21 protein-coding genes, 1 tRNA gene and 1 pseudogene are annotated in these 23,873 nt (G+C 41.9%); 13 read left to right on the top strand and 10 right to left on the bottom strand.

From position 1 onward, the window contains the following. Window positions 1-2: 2 nt before the first annotated feature. Window positions 3-1,283: a M64 family metallopeptidase gene (locus tag ACSX1H_RS12455; protein ID WP_439184366.1), complete on the bottom strand. Its 1,281-nt coding sequence runs from the start codon at window positions 1,281-1,283 to the stop codon at window positions 3-5. A gap of 249 nt (window positions 1,284-1,532) precedes the next feature. Between ACSX1H_RS12455 and ACSX1H_RS12460 the strand changes: the two genes are divergently transcribed. Together ACSX1H_RS12460 and ACSX1H_RS12465 are read left to right on the top strand one after the other, a co-directional pair. After that, window positions 1,533-2,828: a mechanosensitive ion channel family protein gene (locus ACSX1H_RS12460; RefSeq protein WP_439184367.1), complete on the top strand. Its 1,296-nt coding sequence runs from the start codon at window positions 1,533-1,535 to the stop codon at window positions 2,826-2,828. Window positions 2,829-3,065: 237 nt separating this feature from the next. After that, window positions 3,066-3,530: an Lrp/AsnC ligand binding domain-containing protein gene (locus ACSX1H_RS12465; RefSeq protein ID WP_143304083.1), complete on the top strand. Its 465-nt coding sequence runs from the start codon at window positions 3,066-3,068 to the stop codon at window positions 3,528-3,530. Window positions 3,531-3,577: 47 nt separating this feature from the next. Here the strand turns inward: ACSX1H_RS12465 and ACSX1H_RS12470 are convergent, their stop codons facing one another. From ACSX1H_RS12470 to agaR, 6 genes are all read right to left on the bottom strand, one after another. Beyond that, window positions 3,578-4,132 carry a hypothetical protein gene (locus ACSX1H_RS12470; protein ID WP_439184368.1) on the bottom strand — a complete coding sequence of 185 codons (555 nt, stop codon included), beginning with the start codon at window positions 4,130-4,132 and terminating at the stop codon, window positions 3,578-3,580. After that, on the bottom strand, window positions 4,125-5,039 hold the full coding sequence (locus ACSX1H_RS12475; protein WP_439184370.1) for a bifunctional metallophosphatase/5'-nucleotidase: 915 nt from the start codon (window positions 5,037-5,039) through the stop codon (window positions 4,125-4,127). The genes ACSX1H_RS12470 and ACSX1H_RS12475 overlap by 8 nt, the downstream gene beginning before the upstream one ends. Further along, window positions 5,029-5,787 (bottom strand): 5'-nucleotidase C-terminal domain-containing protein, encoded by a 759-nt coding sequence (locus ACSX1H_RS12480; RefSeq protein WP_439184372.1) that lies wholly within the window; start codon window positions 5,785-5,787, stop codon window positions 5,029-5,031. The genes ACSX1H_RS12475 and ACSX1H_RS12480 overlap by 11 nt, the downstream gene beginning before the upstream one ends. A 262-nt stretch (window positions 5,788-6,049) precedes the next feature. Beyond that, window positions 6,050-6,763, bottom strand: coding sequence for a hypothetical protein (locus ACSX1H_RS12485; protein WP_439184373.1), 714 nt, complete (start codon window positions 6,761-6,763; stop codon window positions 6,050-6,052). Window positions 6,764-6,866: 103 nt separating this feature from the next. Then, window positions 6,867-7,643 (bottom strand): peroxide stress protein YaaA, encoded by a 777-nt coding sequence (gene yaaA / locus ACSX1H_RS12490; RefSeq protein WP_439184375.1) that lies wholly within the window; start codon window positions 7,641-7,643, stop codon window positions 6,867-6,869. Between the two features lie 100 nt (window positions 7,644-7,743). Then, on the bottom strand, window positions 7,744-8,526 hold the full coding sequence (gene agaR, locus ACSX1H_RS12495) for a transcriptional repressor AgaR (RefSeq protein WP_439184377.1): 783 nt from the start codon (window positions 8,524-8,526) through the stop codon (window positions 7,744-7,746). A gap of 303 nt (window positions 8,527-8,829) precedes the next feature. Here agaR and ACSX1H_RS12500 point away from each other — a divergent pair, with 303 nt between their 5' ends. From ACSX1H_RS12500 to ACSX1H_RS12525, 6 genes are all read left to right on the top strand, one after another. Continuing rightward, a complete protein-coding gene (locus tag ACSX1H_RS12500; RefSeq protein WP_439184378.1) occupies window positions 8,830-9,864 on the top strand; it encodes an amidohydrolase family protein in 1,035 nt (344 codons plus the stop codon). Window positions 9,865-9,870: 6 nt separating this feature from the next. Further along, entirely contained in the window at window positions 9,871-10,824 is a 954-nt protein-coding gene (locus ACSX1H_RS12505; protein WP_439184380.1) for a tRNA-dihydrouridine synthase, read from the top strand. 64 nt (window positions 10,825-10,888) lie between these two features. Next, window positions 10,889-11,503 carry an SIS domain-containing protein gene (locus tag ACSX1H_RS12510; protein ID WP_439184382.1) on the top strand — a complete coding sequence of 205 codons (615 nt, stop codon included), beginning with the start codon at window positions 10,889-10,891 and terminating at the stop codon, window positions 11,501-11,503. A 2-nt stretch (window positions 11,504-11,505) separates the two neighbouring features. Continuing rightward, entirely contained in the window at window positions 11,506-13,029 is a 1,524-nt protein-coding gene (locus ACSX1H_RS12515; protein WP_439184384.1) for a phosphohexomutase domain-containing protein, read from the top strand. Between the two features lies 1 nt (window position 13,030). Beyond that, entirely contained in the window at window positions 13,031-13,573 is a 543-nt protein-coding gene (locus tag ACSX1H_RS12520; RefSeq protein ID WP_439184385.1) for a hydrolase, read from the top strand. 78 nt (window positions 13,574-13,651) lie between these two features. Next, on the top strand, window positions 13,652-14,602 hold the full coding sequence (locus ACSX1H_RS12525; RefSeq protein WP_439184386.1) for a PfkB family carbohydrate kinase: 951 nt from the start codon (window positions 13,652-13,654) through the stop codon (window positions 14,600-14,602). Window positions 14,603-14,613: 11 nt separating this feature from the next. Here the strand turns inward: ACSX1H_RS12525 and ACSX1H_RS12530 are convergent, their stop codons facing one another. After that, the gene (locus ACSX1H_RS12530) at window positions 14,614-15,618 is read right to left on the bottom strand and encodes a substrate-binding domain-containing protein (protein ID WP_439184387.1); all 1,005 of its coding nucleotides are present in this window, start codon (window positions 15,616-15,618) and stop codon (window positions 14,614-14,616) included. A 125-nt stretch (window positions 15,619-15,743) separates the two neighbouring features. On the opposite strand from ACSX1H_RS12530, the pseudogene ACSX1H_RS12535 reads away from it, so the two are divergent. Further along, window positions 15,744-17,402 (top strand): annotated as a pseudogene (locus ACSX1H_RS12535) (methyl-accepting chemotaxis protein); the annotation flags it as partial. A gap of 232 nt (window positions 17,403-17,634) precedes the next feature. Here ACSX1H_RS12535 and ACSX1H_RS12540 read toward each other — a convergent pair. Next, window positions 17,635-17,708, bottom strand: a tRNA-Met gene (locus ACSX1H_RS12540). A 252-nt stretch (window positions 17,709-17,960) separates the two neighbouring features. Between ACSX1H_RS12540 and ACSX1H_RS12545 the strand changes: the two genes are divergently transcribed. From ACSX1H_RS12545 to ACSX1H_RS12555, 3 genes are all read left to right on the top strand, one after another. Next, window positions 17,961-18,350 (top strand): START-like domain-containing protein, encoded by a 390-nt coding sequence (locus ACSX1H_RS12545; RefSeq protein ID WP_439184388.1) that lies wholly within the window; start codon window positions 17,961-17,963, stop codon window positions 18,348-18,350. A 212-nt stretch (window positions 18,351-18,562) separates the two neighbouring features. Beyond that, window positions 18,563-20,077: an LptF/LptG family permease gene (locus ACSX1H_RS12550; protein WP_439184390.1), complete on the top strand. Its 1,515-nt coding sequence runs from the start codon at window positions 18,563-18,565 to the stop codon at window positions 20,075-20,077. Between the two features lie 81 nt (window positions 20,078-20,158). Beyond that, window positions 20,159-21,400, top strand: coding sequence for a bifunctional 3,4-dihydroxy-2-butanone-4-phosphate synthase/GTP cyclohydrolase II (locus tag ACSX1H_RS12555; RefSeq protein ID WP_439184391.1), 1,242 nt, complete (start codon window positions 20,159-20,161; stop codon window positions 21,398-21,400). Between the two features lie 242 nt (window positions 21,401-21,642). On the opposite strand, the gene ACSX1H_RS12560 is transcribed toward ACSX1H_RS12555, so the two are convergent. Beyond that, window positions 21,643-22,719 (bottom strand): anhydro-N-acetylmuramic acid kinase, encoded by a 1,077-nt coding sequence (locus tag ACSX1H_RS12560; RefSeq protein WP_439184393.1) that lies wholly within the window; start codon window positions 22,717-22,719, stop codon window positions 21,643-21,645. A 67-nt stretch (window positions 22,720-22,786) separates the two neighbouring features. Between ACSX1H_RS12560 and ACSX1H_RS12565 the strand changes: the two genes are divergently transcribed. Beyond that, a complete protein-coding gene (locus tag ACSX1H_RS12565; RefSeq protein ID WP_439184395.1) occupies window positions 22,787-23,773 on the top strand; it encodes a dihydroorotate dehydrogenase-like protein in 987 nt (328 codons plus the stop codon). Window positions 23,774-23,873: the final 100 nt, after the last annotated feature.

The following is a 23,873-nucleotide window of genomic DNA, read 5'->3' on the forward strand; positions in this document are numbered from 1 at the left end:
TTTTAATCAGTTAAAAATTCGATCATATTCACAATGGCCTCCTGACAAGCGGCACAAAAGCCTTTGGCCTCATTGGTCTTCATCCGACAGTTGATGGCCGGGCGAAATACCCCTTTCTCTACATAACCTCCACCTTCAAATACACCAGTTGTTTTTTCGTATTTTTTGTCTGACGGCGTCGGCACCGGCACGCCCTCTTCTATCAGGTGCTTCCACTTGGCATTGAAGTTAACCATTGTAGTAATATTGGGCTGCCAAGGCTCCACCTTAAGGTCAAAGAAATTCTGATAGGCCACATCCGAAGTGTAATATTCATCGGCCAAGCCCCCAAACCCATGGCCTATTTCGTGGAGCATTACCTGCTCTGCCATCGGATGGTCGGCTGTTCCAATAGAAAAGTGATTGTATATACCACCGCCGCCATACTTTTCTGAATTAACCAGCACACAAATGTGATCGTACGGTGCACAAGCTGCAATATCCCGAATACTGAATACATCTGCTGTTTCCAGATAGCGATCAATATAAAAAGTATTAAAGGAAGAATTAACAGCCGTGCGTCGCCATTCATCGCCACGTGGATTATCGGTGCCAGAATCATCTGATGGAGAACAAACGGCCCAAAAATTAAATTTATTTCGATGTGTTTTATAGGGCTCCTGCGACAAAATATAGGCAGCCATCCGTTTTACATCCGCCACAAACTTATCCATCTCCTCGCTCTTATACCCCTCTGCGATAAAAGTAAAGTCAATCATGTTTGCCGACGCCCCTCCATCTACCACTTTCACCACATCATATTGGGGGAGTTGTTCTTTCGAAATGTTGGGGTCTTCAGGATCAATCGCTATGCTCAACAACGCTTGATATGTCCCATCTTTTTTTCGCTCTTCCAGCTTAAAAAACACTTTATTCTGCGGATAAGGGAACGTTATGCTTTGATAAAATGCCTTATCAACAGCTTGAGCTTCAGCCGTGGTGCGCCATTCTTCAAATAAAGTACAGAAGCCTCTTGAATAGAGTGGTTCCATACTCACAAAGTCGCTGATTGTGAATCGATATTCGCCATATCCCAGACTATCAATCAAATTGATTTGACCTCCGCCCCACAATGGCTCTTGTTTAAGCTCTAACAAGTAGGCAGCTTGTTGTACATTGTTACCTGCCAGTATAAAGTCAACCCGCATGGTTTTTTCTACAAAGTGCCTGTCAAATGCCGTTTGCGCCTGCAAACAGGCTGATAATAAAACAATACTGATGATACTAATAAGTCCAATTTTCATGTTCATCTTCTATATCCTGATTATTTTCTGGTTAATTCTCCTTAGATTCCTTTTAATTCCGCCTCATTCGCTCTTTTCACCCGAAATTTAAAAATGAGCACGCTGCCTGTTGTTGATTCTGTTTTACAAATTTGCCAAATAAACGAAAATGTTTAATAACATTACCTCTTTACTGGCGATATCGCTATGGCAGGTTTATTTTTCTTTGTAATTGTACTAGATTTATACCACAAATAAGCACACTTTAATATGGAAGTAATTGAACTCAATAACATAAGCAAAGTACTGAATAACTATTTGGGCTCGTTAGGAATAGCAGATGAATATACAAAATTTTTCCTGTCTGCTTTCTGGATACTTTTCACACTCGTAGTGATATGGCTCATTAATACATTGGTTAAAAGATTCATTCTCAGTTTTGCCGAACGAGTAATAAGAAGAACTAAATCGAAATATGACGATCTGCTAATTAAACGGCATGTTCTTAAGCGACTGGTTAATATCATCCCCGCAATGTTTATCTATTACATGCTTTCGGTTATTTTCCAGCCATTTCCTGACTTACACATTGTTGCCCTGCTTCAAAAAGTGGTCAGCAGCACCATCCTGCTCATTATCCTTTGGTCGCTTTCGGCCCTGCTGGGGGTAGTCAATGATATCTACAACACCTTTCCCTATTCAAAGGATCGCCCTATCCGCGGCGTGATACAAATTATCGAGATTGCAGCTTCATTTATAACCGGACTGGTAATCGTTTCGATACTGTTTGAAATTGATATTACCAAAATAGTAACCGGTTTAGGGGCCACTGCGGCGGTATTACTTTTAGTTTTTAAAGATACCATACTTGGCTTTGTGGCTGGCATTCAACTATCGGCCAACAAAATGGTAAGCGCCGGCGATTGGATTACTATGCCCTCTTACAAAGCGGATGGAACCGTTTTAGATATAACCCTAAACACGGTTAAAGTCCAAAATTGGGATCAAACCATTACCACTATTCCTACCTACAAACTGGTGGAAGATTCCTTTATCAACTGGAAAGGAATGGAGCATTCAGGTGGAAGACGTATTAAACGCTCCATAAATATTGATGTGGCCTCAGTAAAATTTTGCACAGCCGAAATGATTGAGCGTTTTAAAAAAATCCGTCTGCTGAAGAACTATATTATCCAAAAAGAAGAAGAACTTCTTGAATACAACGCGCAAAAAGAAGGCGAATCAATTTCAGAGAGTCTGGCCAATGGCAGACGACTAACTAACATAGGTGTATTCAGAAGGTATTTACAGGAATACCTGGCAGAACACCCAATGATTAATAAGGACATGATCTACATGGTGCGCCAGCTTCAGCCCACTGAAAAAGGCCAACCAATTGAAATATATGCCTTCAGTAAAAACCAGGAGTGGGTGAGCTACGAAACAATTCAGGCCGATATTTTTGATCATGTGCTGGCTGTAGTGGGTGAGTTTGAATTAAGAATCTATCAGCTGCCAAGTGGGGCTGATTTACACAATACAGGTAAATCAATAGCTACTTTATAATCGTTATAAATTGAAGCTACACATGCCTCTATAAAAAGGCTCATTTTTTGTAACGAATTGTTAATTAGCACCTTTTAGTACCAATGCTTCACTTTGAATTTAAAAGGGTTAGACCTTACAATTCAGATTTCAAAGCCAATTTGCGTTGGATATTAACTATTAATGTTTTATTTTCGTAGCAAACTATTAATAAAAGCGTACTATTAGTTACGAATCCTAACAATTATCATATTCAGTATGGAGACCAATTTACAAATTGATAGCCTTGATAAGAAGATCTTATCACTTATCACTAAAAATGCGAGAATTCCTTTCCTGGAAGTTGCCCGCGAGTGTAAAGTTTCAGGTGCCGCAATTCATCAACGTATTCAGAGATTGATGAATATGGGTGTCATTAAAGGTTCCGAATTTATCATTAACCCTGCCAAAATTGGTTACCACACCTGTGCTTTCATGGGTATATTTCTGAAAAAAGCAAGCCTGTTTGACAAAGTGGTTAAAATGCTCGAAGAAGTTCCTCAGATTGTTGAGTGCCATTACACCACCGGTCAATACGCCATTTTTATAAAGATTTATGCAAAAAGCAATGAGCACCTAAAACGCATCTTGCACGATAAACTGCAGGCCATTGCCGGTATTTCTGCTACTGAAACCATTATTTCGCTAGACGAAAGTTTCAAAAGGCAACTACCAATTGACTAATAAAATTAACAAATAATAAAAAGGCGCCCACCAAGCGCCTTTTGTTGTTATAACTGGCAGGTACCATCAATTACTGCAAATAGGGCGCCATTAAACTTTTCAAAAGCCGTACTTAAAATGCGGTACATCCCCGTGCTTTTCAACTCCTCTGATGAATACTCATCCCGGTTCAACAATACATGTTCATAACGCTCCCCACCACTACTGAGCACCAGGTGAGGCAGCGTATTCACTGTTGCTTCAACAGGATATTCGTTTTCAGCAATTACTCCTTGCTTTATTAACAAAGGGTGTGCCTCAAAAAAATTGAAAGTATTATCACCGAGATACAGGTGAACACTCAAGCGCAAACTAAGCGGAATAGCATAATAAAAATGAAATTTTTTGCGAGGATCAACCAACGAAACAGTGATACAGTTTTCGGAGCGGTTGACCGGTGAATACTTTACTTTCCACTCCAAATGCTCAGCACCTAAGACCTCCCGTACGGCATTGACCAAACGAATACGTGGTAAGGCTATGTTAATAAAATGCTCATCGGCTGCAAAGACCTGCTGCAGAGCAGAAATTCCCGTTTTAGATAATTCAAATATTTTAGACATGGTAGATAGAATTGACCAAAGCTAATGATTTTTTGTTTCCCGGAACCATTGTCACATCCAGGCGACCTAAATAAACACCGCCCCATCCTGCCTGGTTCACAATAACCTCTTGCTTGTCCAGGTTAAGGATTCGATCCGGCGCATCCATAAAAGTGTGCGTATGGCCTCCCAGTATCACATCAATATGCCTCGTGTGGCTGGCAACAACAACATCCGACACCTTGTTGTGACTGTATTTATATCCAAGGTGAGACAGTGCAATAACCAAATCACACTTTTTTTCCTCTTTAAGCCAAGCTGCCATTTCATTGCCTGCTTTGATCGGATCTTTATACAATGCTTCTTTATAGGATTTAGGGTTGACCAACCCCGCCAGCTCAATTCCCAAACCTATTACTCCAACACTAATTGGCCCCTTTTTAATAATTTTATAGGGTGCCGTCAAGCCATTCAGTACCGACTGAGTGAAATCATAATTGCTGCAAACAAAGGGAAATTGTGCGCGCTGTAAATTTTCAGCCAATGCTTCTATACCGTTATCGAACTCATGGTTACCAATAGTCGCTGCATCATAGCCCATTTTATTCATTAACTCAATTTCAAGCCTCCCTTTATATTTATTGAAATAAGGTGTGCCTTGAAATATATCGCCACAATCGAATAATAGCACCTGCTCCTGCTCACTTCGAAGCCGATTGATTAAACTGGCCCGGTGGGCAAATCCGCCCTTATCCGCCCATCGTGAATGGTTTGCCGGAAACGGATCGATGTGACTATGCACATCATTAGTATGCAGAATTGTTAAGGTAACAGGCGATTGACAACAACTCTGCACAACAGGTGCTATTCCTAAAGCAGCTGCTCCAAGCGCTGTTGTTTTTATAAACTTTCTTCTATTATTCTGCATAGTAAATCCGTTTATCCAATTGGCTATTCACAAGTTTATTATCAGTAGTTAATCGCTCAACGTGCTGTAAAATAGCATCGCGCAGCTTCAGTCCCGTCTCCTCCCTGCTAACTGCTGAAAGGAAGACATTAAAATGATCGCCTCCATCGGCCAGATAATCCGATGTGGCCACTATGTAATTTCTATTTTCAAGAGGCCGCCCTCCAACCTGGATACTCATGGCTTTTCCATCTTTTATACCAAAAGACGCGCCTCCCATGCCGTCTCCATCAACACTTGCCATAAAATTAAACAACTCACGAATTTGCTCTGGCGACATTGTCAGGTACACTATTTCATTTTCGAATGGCATTAGTTGATAAATACTCTCAACCGTGATTTCCCCCTTATTAATCGGCACCCTTAACCCTTTAACGTTAACAATGCTGATATCGGGCTTCACCCCTGTTGTGTGCAACTCACATTCAGTTAACATCAGGTCCGCAACAAAGTTAGACAACAGTCCTTCGGGCTGGCCGCCACGTAATTCCTGCTCTGCCTCACCGATTACTCGCTGCATTTCTGTTTTCAAACTGTCCCTGTAAGGCTTAATCGTTGCTTCCATGGCTGCATCTTGCCCGACCAAACTGTCTGTCGGCAAATAACTGGCCTCAATCTTATTGCTTTTATAACCCGGTGAATTACATCCTAGTACAAACAATAAACCGCCTAAGAATCCAAATATTATGTATTTTTCAAGTAACCTCATCTGTTATTATTATCGTTAATAACCACTTATTTAAGGCACAAGAATACAAAAAGGTTTTGAAACGTCTGAAAAATATTATGAAAATTTACAGTATAGAACCTTCTGCTAAAACACACAAAAAGAAATGATCGCAATGACGTTAGCTCGCCACTTTTACCAACACTAACGGCGAGGTAACACCCCCTTAGTTAAGGGTCAAGCAGAGTTACTATAGAAAAGTCAATAAATAAGAAAGCCACCAGGATGGTGGCTAACAATCAATTTACTTAATGCGTTCAAGGTATTTTTGCCTTACCCCCATTAAATATTCCCGGTCAATATTCGGGTTATAGATACGTACCATATCAACAATACCAAAATGCTGGTGAAAATGCCCCACTGCGGCGTCAAACTTACTATAGTCCCAATTGTTTTTCACTTTTCTTGTTAGATCTTCAAAATACTTCCAAGGTAATTTATGTGGGATTGTAAAATAGCCATGATCCTTTTCGTCTAAATCAAAATAAACACCTTCTTCAACTTCTTCCAGGGTAAAGAATTTTTTTAACCTGATAATTGCCTTACCGCTGATGTTTTTGGGCTTCTTTTTAAACTCAAAGCCTTCATCAATATAACCAGCCTGAAGATCGGTAATCTGTTCAAAAGCATCCAGATGGCGCACGCGAATAACATGGTATTCCTTATTATATAAGCTAACAACTCCGGCTGCAGCGTTAAAGTCCGAACTAAAATACTTTTTAATATTTTGAGTAGCTCGTGTTACTTCCTCCAGTGTGTACAATCGCTTTAGCACCAAATAAACATACAAGGGTTTGGTATCAGACGGTATCTCGCTATAATAGCCAAAATAGCCGGGGAAGGGCTCAGGAGCTTCCAGCACAAAAGTATTCGGAAGAATCATGTCATTCATGGTCACCAACGACTCCTGCTTAAGAAGGTTGCCATAGCGTTGTAAAATAATTTTTTTTGATCCCATAGATGTGTGTTTTAGATTGAGTAACTACCCTTAAACCGATTGTTCACTTGCCATCAAAAAAGTTATTAAAAAAAACTATTGGAGTCAAACCTATTCCAGGAAATTAATCTTCATGCTCGCGAACAAACACAGGCTGGTTAGTTTTCGATAGATCTGCTTTATAATAATATCCGCCTTCATTAAAAGCTATCAAATCATCAGCTTGGGTAATCTTATGTTGGATAATGAACCGCGTCATTAGTCCACGTGCTTTCTTAGCAAAGAAACTAATAACCTTATATTGTCCGTTTTTCCAGTCCTTAAAAACGGGCGTAACCACCTGTTTGCCAAACGCCTTTTTATCAATTGCCTTAAAATACTCATTTGATGCCAGATTGACCAGCACCTCTGATCCCTGCTCATTCATATCAGCTTCGAGCAAAGCAGCAATCTTATCTCCCCAAAAACTATACAGATTTTGCTTCTCCTGCACCGCTAACTTTGTCCCCATCTCCAAACGATAGGCCAATATGCTATCCAAGGGCCGAAGCAAACCGTATAAGCCCGACAGAATTCGAAGCTTCTCTTGCGCATATTGCACTTCCCTCTCATTGAGTGTATTAGCCTCCAGCCCGGTATAAACATCGCCTTTAAACGCAAAAAGCGCTGCTTTAGCCTCCTCGCTGCTAAAGGGATACTCCCACTCCTGAAACCGCTGGTAATTAAGCTGTCCCAACTGCGAACTAATCTTCATCAAGTCCATCAACTTGTCGGGTGAATACTTTTTTAGTTCCTGAACAATGGCCTGCGCTTCGTTGTGAAAACGAATTGTGGTATGGTCTGTTTTTGGCGCCTTGGTTTCAAAATCCAATGATTTAGCTGGAGATATAATTATATGCATCGTGTCATTTTTTTTTATAACAATATTAAGTATTGATAGTTCATCCCATAAAAAAGGACCACTTTTCGTGGCCCTTGCATTATTTCTTGTAAAGTTTTAGTTAATCTGTGATGATCACCTCAACCCCGGCATTTAGCAACTTTTCCTTATCATCTTCTGAAATTCCACGATCGGTCACCAGAATATCAATATCTTTTATCTGACCAATTACAGCCAGGCTCCTCTTTTTAAACTTACTGGAATCGACAACCAAAATTACTTTTTTTGCCATTTTAAGCATTGTGCGGTTCAGGGCCGCTTCTTCCAGGTGAGGAGTGCTGAAACCCAGATTAACATCAATACCATCGGCTCCTATGAACAGTTTATCACAAAAGAAGTTCTTAAAACTATTTTGAGCAATGGAACCCACGAGCGATAGGGATTTCTTCCGCATTACACCTCCGGGCATAATTACGTTAATCTGATCTAATTCGGCCAAAGGTCCGGCAATATTAAGCGCATTGGTTATCACCGTTAAACTCTTAAACTTACTCAAATGGGTTGAAACTTCGCGGGTAGTGGTGCCACTGTCGAGCACAATGGTGTCCCCTTCTTCAATGAGCCGGGCCGCACGCTTACCAATGGCTTCTTTTTCTTTGGCGTTCTTCACTTTCTTATCCGAAAGCTTCATATCCAAAGTCACTTTATCCGTTTTTATAGCTCCACCCCTGGCTCTGATTAACAGGTTTTTATGCTCCAATTGAGTGAGATCATTCCTTATGGTCACCTCACTTACATTAAACTGCTCACTCAGTTCGTGCACGTTTACCTGACCTTTAGCATCTAATAATTTGAGTATTAACCCTCGTCTTCCGACAGTTGTATTTGGATCAAAATCATTCATAATTATATTATTAATAGCTCAACCTGGTGAAATACACAGACAACTCTTGCCTGTTTTTCTCACAAAATAAGTAAAAATATTATTGAATAAGCATATGAAAGCAATATAGTTACTAAACACTACAGTTAAGAGTGCAACAAAAAGCCTGTTTCCTTTTTTATCATTGCATTTTAAATAATTACGAAAGGTAACGCCCAACCAAAGCTAACCATACGAAACCAGTAATAAAGGCTGTGGTATAAACACCGTATTCGCATTGATAATTATTTACTATTTTTCAGGCTCAAAAGGGATTTATTTAGCATGAAAAAGGGAGATTGGTATTCAGAGGAGGATTTTTATTCGGTAAAAAAGATTGATGCTCACTTACACTATTACACCCGTAGTAATACATTTCTAAAACATGCACAAAAGTGCAATATACACCTGGTTTCAATCAATGTTGATTTCCAGGAGAGCGAGTGGCTGCCACTGCCCGAGCAAAACCAACTTGCCCGTTTTCACAAACAAAACACGCCCCAATTCTATTCCTATATAGGGGCTATCCCAATGGCCAATCCGGTTACCAGCGAATCAATTCAAGCAGCCTGCAAACACATTCCTGCTGAAATGGCAGGTGGAGCAATTGGCGTTAAACTGTGGAAAAATATTGGGATGAAACACACATACAAGAATAAGCTTGTCATGATTAATCATCCGGTTTTAGTTCCGCTGCTGCAGTACCTTGAAACAAACCACATCCCCTTACTGGGCCATTTTGGCGAACCTCTTAACTGCTGGCTACCAGTAAACGAAATGACCGTTGAGTCGGACAGGCGCTATTATCAAAATCACCCCGAATTTCACATGCATTTGCATCCCCACATGCCAGCTCATGCCGACCATATTGAGGCCTGCAACGAGGTGTTGGCGCGTCACCCGCAACTGCGTTTTATTGGCGCCCATTTAGGCAGCAGCGAATACAGTATTGAAGCCATTGCCAAGCGACTGGACGCTTATCCTAACATGTATATGGATTTAGCCGAACGTGTGTGTCACCTGCAACATCAGGCTGTGCAAAACCACCAAGGGGTGTATGATTTTATGATTAAATACCAGGACCGCCTGCTCTATGGTTCAGATATTGTTTTTAAGGATACAGAAGATGAACAACAGCTGCTAATAGAAGCTGAACAACGGTGGCGAAGCCAATGGTGCTTTTTCACCCAAACAAACGAACAAACAACCTGGCAGGTTAATGACGTTTTTAAAGGACTTGGCCTTCCCAAGGGGGTGATAGATAAAATCTATTGGCTCAATGCGCAGAAAGCATACCCTTTACTCACCCCTCAGAGCTAGCACATCATGAAGCTATATATGGCGCCTCTGCAGAGCTACACCACGGCATTCTACCGGCAGGCACACGCCTGCACATTTGGGCATATGGACAAGTATTTTACGCCGTTTTTTGAGGACAAAAGCGGTATTGAGAGTCTCCTGCACGAACCCGAATTATCCAGGCAACTTAATGAGGGGCTCAACTGCATCCCCCAGGTTGCAACGAATCAGGCAAAATACCTCATTGACTTTGCCCGGGAAGTGCAAAAAGCAGGTTTTGATGAAATTAACATCAATATGGGCTGTCCGTTTCCAATGTTAACAATGCGCCAACGAGGAGGTGGCATCCTTCAGCATCCGGAGCTGGTTAAAACCATGCTGGAAGCTTTCTTTTCAGAAAATATCTCCATTAAGCTCTCGGTAAAAATGAGAATGGGGACCCAAAGTATTCATGAAGGCGAAACCATTGTTAAACTGCTGAATCAGTTTCCACTGGAAGAATTGATTATTCATCCGCGACTTGTGTCACAAAAATACACAGGACAACCAGACTGGGGAGCCTTTTCCCATTTGCAGCAGCTCAGTAAACACACCATCATTGCCAATGGCGATATCAACACAAGCACTGATGCACATCGTCTCATAAAACAGTTTCCAGACATAAAAGGTCTGATGCTGGGTCGAGGCCTTTTATCCCAGCCCCAGCTACCTGCCCTCATTAAAGGAGACATTCCTCTTCCTCCAACCATCTTCGACCTCCACGAGCACTATTTTCGCTCAGTGTGCAACTTCTATCCCGATTGGCAAAGGTGCTTTAATTTACTTATGGTATTCTGGTACTACCCACTACAGGCCAATCAAGCACTCAAAAGGGCCTACCGAAAACTTAAAAAGCACAACAAACCAGACAGCTATCAGATTTGGCTTAATGCACTCATTCAGTTATCATTAACAGAAAGTCTACCTCCCGATAAAATATAGCATGACAAAGCTCAAATGAGTTTCTTTTAAAAATGGTAACTTTGTATTTTAAAAAAGAATAACCATGGTCTTAGAAGAAATAAGAAGCATATTACAGCACGAGGCCCAGGCCGTAAGTAATATTCCTGTTACCGACGATTTTGTTAAGGCAACAGACCTGATTCATGAATATGTGCATCAAAAAGGCGGCAAGCTAATCACCTCTGGAATGGGGAAAGCTGGACAAATTGCTATTAATATGGCAACCACTTTTAGTTCCACGGGAACCCCTTCCTGCTTTCTACACCCAAGTGAAGCTCAGCACGGTGATTTAGGCATTGTTCAGGAAAACGACATCCTGCTGATGATCTCCAACTCCGGAAAAACCAGAGAAATTATTGAGCTTATTGATTTAGCCAGAGGACTGCGCCCTAACATCCCTATTGTGGTAATCACCAGTAATACCGAATCTGTACTGGCAAAGGAAACCAATGTATGCATCAGCACCGGCAACCCCAAGGAAGTATGCACACTAGGGCTAACTCCTACAACATCAACAACCACCATGACTGTGATCGGAGATATTCTGGTTGTTCTATTGATGAAGAAAATTAACTTTACTAACACCGACTATGCCAAGCGCCATCATGGCGGATATCTTGGGCATAAATCACGCGAAGCCGCAGGGATAAACAAGTAAATATGGGTTTTAACTGGAAACAACTTCAAAATGGCTCTGACATCCGTGGCGTAGCTTTAACCGGCATTGCCGGTCAGGATGTCAACCTGGACTCGAATATAGTTGGGCAGCTTGGCACGGCTTTTTACGAATGGCTCAAAGGCAAAAGCAACAGCGCTTCTCCGCTAAAAATTGCCGTTGGGATGGACTCTCGCCTATCTGGCCCCCAACTTAAAGCTGCTTTCATTGAAGCATTAGTCGCAGCGGGCGCCGAAGTACTCGATTGTGAGATGGCATCGACACCAGCCATGTTTATGACCACCGTTACAGCTCCTTACAACGCACATGGAGCAGTTATGCTTACGGCCAGCCACTTGCCATTTAACCGCAACGGACTAAAGTTTTTCACGCCCGATGGTGGCCTGGAAAAAAAGGATATTGCAGATATTTTAGCCATCGCCGAAAATAACCAGCCCACTGAGGAGGCCCCCAAAGGAACCGTTACAAAAGTGGACTTTATAGGCGTTTACTCCGATCTGCTGGTTGACAGAATTCGCAAAGAGGTCAACTCTTCAGACAACTACCTGCAACCACTGGATGGATTTAAAATAACCGTTGATGCAGGCAATGGAGCAGGCGGCTTTTATGCACACAGAGTACTCGAAGTACTTGGAGCAGATGTAAGCAGCAGCCAGTTTCTGGATCCAGATGGCAAATTTCCCAACCACGTGCCCAACCCCGAAGATGGCATTGCCATGAAGTCCATCTGCGATGCGGTTAAGGCCAACAAAAGTGACTTGGGAATCATATTTGACACCGATGTGGACAGAGCGGCTATTGTTGACGAAAAAGGAAACCCCATTAACCGAAATGAGCTGGTAGCCCTTTCTGCCGCTATTGTTAATGAAGAGCACCCCGGAGCAACGGTGGTTACTGACTCTATAACCTCCGATGGCCTCACCTGGTTTATCAATGAAGAATTAAAAGCCAAACACCACCGTTTTAAGCGAGGGTATAAAAATGTGATTAACGAAGCCATCCGTTTAAATAAGAATGGCGAAGAATCCTGGCTTGCCATTGAAACATCGGGACATGCCGCTCTAAAAGAAAACTATTTTCTGGATGATGGAGCTTACCTGGTAACCAAATGCATCATAAAAATGGCCCAACTCAAAAAAGAAGGCCTATCATTAACCTCGTTGATTGAAAAACTGCCGGTACCAGCCGAAAGCAAAGAATTCCGAATCACCATTAAAGCTGATGATTTCAAAGCCTATGGTGAAAAAGTGATTAGTGAACTGGGGCATCTAGCAGCCTCCAAAACCGGGTGGGAATTGGCACCCAACAACTACGAAGGTGTGCGTACCAGCATTAGCTCCAATGGTGTGAAAGGCTGGTTCCTGCTTCGTCTCTCACTGCACGATCCGGTTATTCCGCTGAACATCGAATCGGATACACCTGGTGGTGTTGAGTTTATAGCCCGTGAACTTCTGTCATTTTTTAATAACTTTAGTGAACTGGATTTACAATCATTAATAAACAGATAACATGAGACTCTTAAAAGAAAATACAATTGCTGTAGTAGTTGACATTCAGGAACGCTTGTTTCCGCACATTGATGGACATGAGCAACTCGAAGCCAATACGAAAATTCTGATACAAGGCCTCAAAGCATTGAACATTCCTGTTTTAGTAACCGAACAGTATAAAAAAGGACTGGGAGAAACAGTTGCCGGAATTAAAGAACTGGTACAAAACGAACCCCACTTTGAAAAGATGGCTTTTAGCTGCTGCGATGAGCCAACTTTTATGGAAGCCCTTGAGACCAGCACTAAACGCACGGTTATTCTGGCAGGAATGGAAGCACATATCTGCATGCTGCAAACCGCTATCGACCTTAAAGAAAGAGGTTTTACACCTGTGATTGTTGAAGACTGTGTTAGCTCTCGAACCCCCGATAACAAACGAATTGGAATAGAACGGCTCAAGAAAGAAGGTGTTATCATCACCAGCTACGAATCTATTCTGTTTGAACTTTGTCGAGTAGCCGGCTCTGACGCGTTTAAAACCATCAGTAAGTTGGTGAAATAAAACAGATTACGTATTTTTGAGCCACCTGTTTCAGGTGGCTTTTTTTACAACAAAAAATCGAACAAAACAAAACTAGTGATGAGACGTGTATTTGGAATCGGGGAGACTGTTTTGGACATCATATTCAAAAATAACCAGCCTGTAGCTGCCAAAGCCGGCGGTAGCGCATTAAACACTCTGGTGTCGTTGGCCCGTGTGGATGTACCTGTTAATTTCATCACCGAAATAGGCAGGGATAAAGTAGGTGATAACATCATGGACTTTTTAACCGACAACAAGCTAAGCACCCAGTACGTTTGCCGATTTTCAGAGGGCAAGTCTGCTCTGGCACTTGCATACCTGGACAGCAATAACAATGCCGATTACGAGTTTTTCAAAGACTATCCGCAACAGCGCCTTCAAGGTTCCATCCCTGATTTCACAGCCAATGACATTGTTATATTCGGCTCCTATTTTGGGTTAAATCCTGCCATTCGTCCCCGCCTACTCGAATACTTGAGCATTGCCAAGAAGAATGGGGCCCTCATTATTTACGATCCAAATTTCAGGAAACATCACCTGAAAAACAGAGAAAAATTAATCCCGATTATTGAAGAGAATTTTCGTTTGGCCGATTTAGTAAGAGGCAGCGATGAAGACTTTCTAAACATTTATGCAACCAGCAACCCAACTGAAGTATATGCGCAGGTTGCCTCACACTGCAACAACCTGATTATTACGGCAGGAGCCAATGGCGTTTACACGTTTGGTGCCGGTTTTCATCACCATTTCCAGGTCCCTATTATTGAGCCGGTTAGTACCATTGGAGCTGGCGACAATTTTAATGCAGGCATCATTAAAGCGCTTTTGGACTTTAATATACTCAAAGCCGAAACCCTAACTTTACGACCACAAGACTGGCTGCACATTGCAATTTATGGCATTGAATTCTCATCTGAAGTATGCATGCGCATCGACAATTATGTTGATACACAATTCAAAAGCACCTTTGCCCTTAATGTTAGCGAACGTATTAAAGCCTTTAACTAAGGCTTAAGCCCCTAATAAAGTTGCTCGCGCTTGTAAAAACCTGTTTCATTAATTAATACTTTTTCCAGGTTCTCTTTTGTTAAGGCCACCGAAGGTATTTTAACTGTTGGAACATCTTTTTGCCCGTTATTAACCGCTGAATTCGCCAAGTCCCTGCCTTTACTCTTGTTTTTAACTAGCTTAATCAGCACCTCCGCAGCCTTGGTAGAGGCTTCATTTAAGGGGTGAAAAGCGGTCATTTGCTGCTTACCCGCCATTATATTTTTGGCTCCTTCAATGGTTGCATCCTGTCCGCTTATAAACACCTGCTTTGCCCCATCATAATTCTCAATTACATCAATACAACCATTCGCAATTCCATCAAAGCCTGCAAAGATAATATCGGGCATCCGTCCGGTATATGAAAGATACTGCTCTAACTCATAGGCTGCATTTTCTCCGCTCCATTCTTCCACAAATGTTTCATACTTCACGTTAATCCTTCCAGACTCAACATGTGGATTCAAATAGCTTTTTATGGCCTCCATCAGCTCTACCGCATTTCTATCATACTTATCGCCTCCTAAAATAACAGCATCACCCGTGGGCTTTACCTTAACTATCTCCTCAACCATCATCCTGCCCAGCGCATCATTATCTCCTGACACAAAAAAATCGAGATCGCAGTTTTTAATCAAGCGATTGTAAGCCATTACCGTCACTCCTCTCTCATGCCCTTCTCTAACAATGGCAGCTGCCGTGTTGGCATTAACTGCAATAATAGCTAAGCCTTTTATCCCCTTATCAAATAGCTCAATGGCTTTTTGATATTGAAGAGCGGCATCGCCATTTCCATGCTCAACATACACTTTTACTCCCTGCTTCTCAGCATAATTCTTAAAATACATGGCTTCCTTTACGTAACGCTCTGTTTTGGGAGTAGAATAAATAAACCCTAAACTGATAGCACTTTCATTATTACACGCTGATGTCAGCAACATCATGAGAAGCAGAGTAAGCCAATTTAAATTACGCATGGTCTATATTTTTATGTTTTTCACCTATTTTACTGATAAAAATAATATTTTATCTAAATAAATTTTCAATATATGATTTTTTTCACATTTTTGAATTCCTATAGCAACTAAAAACAACCATGCGTATGAAGTGGAAAGATCTAAAGATCCGCGCCAAAATAGGCAGCGGCTTTGCCATGATTATGTCGATAGTAATTATCCTAATCATAATTATATTTACAAATCTTCGCCAAGTCAATACAGGCATCCAAAAATTAACCACCACCTACATTCCCATTGTAAGGGAAGCCGGCAAACTGGATCGCTACTGGCATGAAACACGAGAATTTGCAAGATCATTTGATTTTACTGGCAACCCCTATTACAAAACACGGGCAGAAAAAAGCTTTAGCAAAATGAAGCTGGCCCTTAAAGATCTGCAAAATATTCTTGAAAACAACAGCAGCACAATGACATCGGCCGGGGTTGATATGAAGCAACTAAATGAGCAAACAGAGCTTTATCAACAAACTACCGAAGCCTACTATCAAGCCTTTCTTAGAGCGCATACCGATAAAAACACATACCTAACAGCCCTTAACGCGCTCGGAGCATCAAACAGCTATAACGCTCAAAATGCCTATAGCCAACTTTCTAAAATTGCAGTTGATATATCTAAACAGGAATCGGAACAGAACTTTTATCGGATAGAAAATACTTTGACTGAATTTGAGTCAATCAGAAGCAAACTTGAAAACAAAGCGCTTCCGGCAAAAGAGAAAGATCTGCTCAAAAAAACAAATACAGCCCTGGAGGCTTATCTCACTTCATTCAGGCAGGTTAAGCTCGAAGAACTAAAGCAGTTTGAACTGGCAAAAGCCATTATGTGGGATGTGGGCGCCACGGCCGATGTAGGCCTAGACATGATGATGAAAATGGGCGATGAAAGCGCAAGCATTATCTCCCTTCAACGCCAAATACTTATAATAGCACTGGTTGTGATAGTACTTTTGTGGTTTAGCCTTATAGCATTTCTTTCAAAAGCAATTGCAAAACCGGTTGAACAAAGTATTGCTCTTGCCGAACAGCTGGCTAAAGGCGATTTATCTGTTCAGTTCAAATCCGACAGTAAAGACGAAGTCGGTAAACTCTCAGCCGCACTCAACTCAATGGTGATTAACCTTAAAGACATGGTAATGCAGGTAAGCACAAGTGCGCGACAAATTGTACAAGCCAGTTCGCAACTCAACTCCGGCGCTTCAGAGCTATCAGATGGAGCCACACAACAAGCCTCATCAGCCGAAGAGGTTGCCTCTTCCATGGAGGAAATGTTTGCCAATATCCAACAAAACACCGACAACTCTAAAGCAACGGAAAAGATAGCCAATGAGGCCTCTATTGGCATTACCGACAGCAACCAGGCATCCAAAGAGGCTACGAAATATATTGAGCAGATATCGGAAAAAATCAATGTGATCAGTGACATTGCCATGCAAACAAACATCTTGTCGCTGAACGCAGCCGTTGAAGCAGCACGTGCCGGACAGGAAGGACGCGGTTTTGCGGTGGTTGCTGCTGAAGTACGCAAACTGGCAGAACGAAGCCAACAGGCGGCCAATGAAATCACCTCTGCCTCTTCTGACACCTTGGAGTCATCGCGTGTGGCAGCCCAAAAACTTGAAACAATAACACCCGAGATTGAAAGAACTGCAATTTTGGTGAAAGAGATATCCTCGGCATCGATGGAGCAGCTGAGTGGTGTTGAACAAATCAACAGTGCGCTACAGCAACTCAACCAAATTACCCAGCGTAACGCTGCCAGTGCAGACGAAATAAGCGGTGCTGCCAAAACATTGGAACAACTATCCCGACAGCTGGAAGAAGCCATTGCTGTATTCAATCAATAAAGGCAACTGAAAAAAAAATGATAAGGTGGTACGATGATAGAATAACAAATTATGGTGCCACCTTTTTTTAGAGTAGAATGATGACAAAATTAGAAACAAAAAAAAGCCTCCAGAAAGTCTGAAGGCTTTGTACCGAGAGGCGGGCTTGAACCGCCGACCTCAGGATTATGAATCCTGCGCTCTAACCAGCTGAGCTACCTCGGCATCTTCTGGAGCTCTTAACACCGCTGTGTTTCTCCTTTTTTGCGGTTGCAAATGTAGGGCAAAAGTTCATTCCCTCCAACTAAAAAACGAAAATATTTCAGCTATTTTTTCACCAAACACCGAAACACTCTATAATTGAGGAACATTGATGTGGATTTTTTTTTCAAGAAACTCTTAATTATCGATGTTTTAATTTTATCAAGAATTCTGCTATCTTGTAAGCCGATACTGATATTTATAAAAAATACCAACATGCCTACTCAAAAAGAAAAATTCGAACTTGAATATATTGTTAAGACATCGCCCTCTATTCTTTTTGCCCGATTAAGCAATCCTAGTGGGTTATCAGAATGGTTCGCCGACGATGTTAACCTCACAGGGAAAGTATTTACGTTTGTATGGGAAGGCTCCGAGCAGCAAGCCGAACAAGTATTACGAAAAGAAAATAAAATGGTTCGCTACCGTTGGTTAGATGAGGAGGACGATAAGGCATACTTTGAATTTCGGATCAATGTTGATGATTTAACCGGAGAAACGGCATTAGTAGTTATCGACTTTGCTGAGCCCGATGAGAAAGAAGACGCTATCGAACTATGGAATAACCAGATAGACGAATTAAAGCATGGCCTTGGTTCTATTTAAGGCAACTAAAACTTCCAATAGAATAAACGCTCAACCCACCACGGTTGAGCGTTTCTGTTACCACACCCGTAGGTGCAACAAGCAATTAATTTGTCATTTATTAGAGTAATCACAGCCACAATCTGATTTAAGATGCTGTTTTTCTTTAAATGTTTAAACTAACTTTGCATCGCAATTTTATATAATAGCAATATCAAGAAACTGAGGCATACATGAAAAAGCTACACCTTTTTATACTAAAGAGCTATTTGGGTCCACTAGCCATGACTTTCTTTATATCACTATTCATTCTGGTCATGCAGTTTCTGTGGCGCTATGTAGATGACTTAGTAGGCAAAGGACTCGATTTTGTTACCCTGGCAGAACTATTGTTTTATGCCTCTGTACAGGTAATTCCTATGGCTCTGCCCCTGGCCATTTTATTAGCCTCTTTAATGACATTTGGAAGCCTTGGTGAAAACTACGAATTAACGGCCATTAAAGCCTCTGGCGTATCTCTGCTTCGCACCATGAAGTCACTCATTTATGTAACCATCGTTATCTCAGTGCTGGCATTTGGATTTTCGAATAACGTATTGCCATGGGCCAACCTGAAGCTATACACCTTGTTGTGGTCGGTAAAACAGAAAAAACCCGAACTGGAAATTAAAGAACAGGTTTTTTATGATGGGATTGAAGATTTTAGAATTAAGATAAGCGGTAAAGATCCTGAGACAGGTCTGATGCGCGATGTGATGATTTATGATCACCGCGACAGCCGAAACCCGAATTCAAATGTGACTTTAGCCGATTCGGGCAAATTACAAATATCGGAAGATAATGGCTTCATGAAGCTCACACTGATCGATGGCATTCGCTTTGAAGAAAACGTTCAGGGACAGAAAAAAAGACTCGATGATCGCGAGAAGCAGCGCTTCAGGCAAGACCGGTTTAAAAAACAGATTGCCTTGTTTGAGATGGAAGGGCATAATTTAGAGCGAAGCGATGAGAAACTCTTTTCGGGTAATGACCGGATGAAGAACCTCGCCCAGTTGAAAAATGGCATTGACACCCTGAATGTGCAAAAAGGCACGCTCATAGAAGAGGTGAACACACAAACTGCGGGCTTTCTGTTTCAGCAAAGGAGCTATTACCAACGCCGCAATAAAAATATGCCTAAGCAGGCAATTGATTCAATTCCTCCGCTTAACTACGACTCTTTACTGCAGTCACTCAATGCCCACCAGCAGCTCATCGCTATCGAAAGAGCTAAGAACCAGGCACAGGACAATATCCGGCAGCTGGATGGTAAACTGACCAGGTACCGCAACTACCAAACAAAGGTAACCCGTCATTATATGGAAGTTCACCGCAAATTCACCCTGTCATTTGCCTGCTTCATCTTCTTCTTTATCGGTGCCCCTTTAGGTGCCATTATTCGAAAAGGAGGACTAGGCATGCCGGTGGTTATCTCTATTCTTTTCTTCATCTTTTACTACATCATTGACACCTTAGGCGTAAAGTTTGCCAACGAAGGGGCCTGGCACGTGTATCAGGGGATGTGGCTATCTTCTGCCATCCTTTTCCCTTTGGGTGTTTTCCTCACCTATAAATCAGCAACCGACTCAACCTTACTCAATGCAGATGCCTACCGCATCTTCTTCCAAAAACTTTTTAAACGAGAAAAATTTGATTTAAAAAACCGATTAGACAGGGAGAAAGAAAATGAAACAAGTCCTAAGACCTGAGGCATTTCATTGTTTAGGTTTTTAATTTCATTAATTTTGCAGTCGCATAGCGGATAGAACCGCTGTAAAATAATAGAGCAAATGTCAGCAGAACAAGAATTTAAATTGAATTCAATACCAGAGGCTATTGAAGCAATTAAGAATGGTGAACTCATTATTGTTGTAGATGATGAGGATCGTGAAAATGAAGGCGACTTTATTGCCGCAGCTGAGTTAATGACACCAGAAAAAGTTAATTTCATGGCAACGCATGGCCGTGGATTAATATGTACCCCTTTAACAGAGGAAAGATGCGAAGAACTGGAGCTGGATCTGATGGTCGGCAAAAACACTGCCAGTCACGCCACACCTTTTACTGTTTCTGTTGATTTGCTGGGGTATGGATGTACAACCGGTATTTCGGCTTCTGACAGAGCTAAAACGATTTTAGCCCTAACAAATCCGGACACTAAACCGGAAGAATTAGGACGACCAGGACATATATTCCCTTTAAAAGCCAAGAACCGCGGCGTATTACGCCGTGCAGGCCACACCGAAGCCGGGGTTGATTTAGCGCGACTGGCAGGTCTTCAGCCTGCTGCTGTGCTGGTGGAAATTCTGAATGAAGATGGCACCATGGCCCGCTTGCCACAGCTGGTAAAAATTGCCGAGAAATTTCAATTAAAGATTATCACCATAAAAGATTTAATTGCCTATCGCCTGCAAAAAGAAAGTCTGATTATTAAAGGTGTAGAGGTTAGCCTACCTACAACAGTGGGCAACTTCCGTTTCATTCCTTTCAAACAAAAATCTAACGGACTGGAGCACATGGCGCTGATTAAAGGCGAATGGACCGAAGATGAAGCTATTCTGGTGCGCGTTCATTCATCTTGTGCCACCGGCGATATATTTGGCTCTTTGCGCTGCGAGTGTGGCGAACAGCTGAACAGAGCCATGGAATTAATCGAAGAAGAAGGTAAAGGTGTTGTGGTCTATATGAATCAGGAAGGCCGTGGCATTGGCCTCATGAATAAAATTGCAGCCTACAAACTACAGGAAGAAGGGCTCGACACCGTTGACGCCAACATTGAACTGGGCTTCGAAGAAGATGAACGAGACTATGGCGTGGGTGCTCAAATACTCCGAGAGCTGGGAGTTGGAAAGATGCGATTAATGACTAACAACCCTATTAAACGTATTGGCTTGGAAGGATATGGTCTTGAAGTGGTAGAGAATATTTCTATCGAAGTCTCGCCTAATCCGCACAATGAGCTATACATGAAAACAAAAAAGGAACGAATGGGACATAACCTGCAGTTTTTTAAGTACGAAAATAAAGGCTAAAAGCCACAAAATAATTTAAAAGGAGGTTCACACCTCCTTTTTTTGTACCCATTTTCCACTTCACCGTAAACATATTTATGCTTGATGTGTTTCTTTAATTAAGAGGTGCTGGTGGATGCCATTACTTATTTCTGCGGTCAAGTAATTTGGTCATTTTAAGGGTGTGATTAGTGATATGATTGATAATGACCATTGAGGCTCCACCAGTTTCTTTCCTTAAATGCTCTCCCCGCTACTATTTATTAACCATAAACAACACCCGAAGAGCTATCGCAAACAGCGCCGGTTACACTTTTCAGGCAGTTGACTTCCCCTCTGTAACGCAGCAAACCTAAAAAAGCAAAAACGAGTGCCTCTTTGTACTCAATCAGCACTTCATCCGGAACAATGACGGACGACTTGGTTTTCTCGCTGATCAGCTTCATTAAATAGGTATTGTAAACACCACCTCCCGTAAACAAAATACGCCCGGAAGAAACATAAGTACTCAACTCGTGGGCAATGACGTCTGAGATGTGCTCATAAAACGTTCGTAAGCGATCGTTTAACGAATAAGATTGGTAATTATTAAAGATTGGCCAGATAAATTCGTCTACCCATTCCTGGCTGAGCGATTTAGGTGCTGACTGCTTATAGTAATGCAGGCTGCTTAAATCATCCTGTAGTGACTCAATCAAGTCGCCTTGCTGGCCCATAAGGCCATCCCTGTCCATTGCCATACCAATGGATTTTACCAGTCGGTTAACCACAAAATTAGCCGGACAAATATCCCAGGCAATGCGCCTTTGCGATTGAGGACACGACACATTTACAAATCCCCCGATATTTACGCAAGCGGAATAATTACCAAACAGCAGCTCATCGCCGATTGGCACCAGTGGCGCGCCTTGTCCCCCAAAACAAACATCCAGACTTCTAAAATCGGCAATAACAGGCAAATGCGTACAAGCCGAAATCATATTTCCATCCCCCAACTGAAAGTTAAATCCCTTCTCTGGCTCATGATAAACAGTGTGTCCATGAGAGGCAATAAAGTCAGGCTGCCATTTGAGCCCCTTTAAAAAGCCAGAAACAGCAGTACCAAGCCATTGTCCATACTCCCGATGCAACATCAACAACTCCTTCCCTGGTAATGCGGGGGCTTCTTTCAAGCGCTTTTGCCAAGTATTGGGATAAGCAATGGTCGTATGTTTTAATAGTGTATAGTGCCATTGCTCCTGGCTCCATGTAAACTCACACAATACGATATCTAAACCATCCAGCGAAGTACCCGACATTAGTCCGACGCAACAATACGAATTCTTTAATTGTTTAACCATCACTCATATTTCTTTAGCTTCAAAGTTGAAGAATTTTATTCTTAAACCCCTTTAATTAACTAAAATTATGCCCGACATTTCTACGACTTACATGGGACTAAAATTAACCAGTCCGATAATAGCTGCCAGCTCTGGCTTAACAAATTCCCTTGAAGATATCAAGCATCTGGAAAAAGCTGGTGCCGGAGCGGTTGTGCTTAAATCATTGTTCGAAGAGGAAATTGTAACTGAAATGGAGCATGAACTAAATCGCATGCATTCAGAAAACTACCTCTATCCGGAAACGATGGAGTATTACGAATCCTTTGATGTAGAAAGCACTTTAAGCGACTACCTCAAGCTCATTAATGATTGTAAAAAAGAAGTCAATATTCCGGTTATTGCCAGCATCAACTGCGTAACAGCACATAACTGGCCTTCATATGCCCGCACTTTACAAGATGCCGGTGCCAGTGCCATTGAATTGAATATTTTTTCGCTCCCATCAGATACCGAACGGGAAGCCAAAGACAATGAACAGGTGTATTTTGATGCCATAAAAGCGGTATTAAAAGAAGTAAGCATCCCTGTGGCAGTTAAAATAAGCCATTATTTTTCAAATATGGCAAGCATGATAACCCGGCTATCAAAAACAGGCATTGCCGGTCTGGTTTTATTCAACCGCTTTTACTCACCCGATATTGATGTGGACAACCTGGAAGTTATTCCAACCCATATCTTCAGTCACGAGTATGAGTACACGCTGCCTCTCAGGTGGGTCGCAATAACGTCTAACCGTGTTGAGTGCGACTTGGCTGCCACAACAGGTATCCATACCTCCCGAACAATTATCAAAATGATTCTGGCCGGTGCTCATGCCGTGCAGCTGGCAAGTACCTTATATAAAAACGGTGTTGAATCGATCGAACGCTTCAATTTTGAACTGGATAAGTGGATGCAAAAGCATGAATTCGAAAAAATCGATGACTTCCGAGGTTCCTTAAGCCAATCGAAGGCGATGAACCCTGCGGGATACCTTCGTATCCAATTTATGAAACACTATAGTCAAAAATAAATAGTCTTCCCTTTAATTAGCACAGGATCGCTTCATTGTATCATTCCAAAAGCAAGGAAGCGATCCTTTATGCGTTTTACAAGCCGTGTTTTTATAATTC

Source organism: Carboxylicivirga taeanensis, from assembly GCF_051851475.1.
Classification (GTDB): Bacteria; Bacteroidota; Bacteroidia; order Bacteroidales; family Marinilabiliaceae; genus Carboxylicivirga; species Carboxylicivirga taeanensis.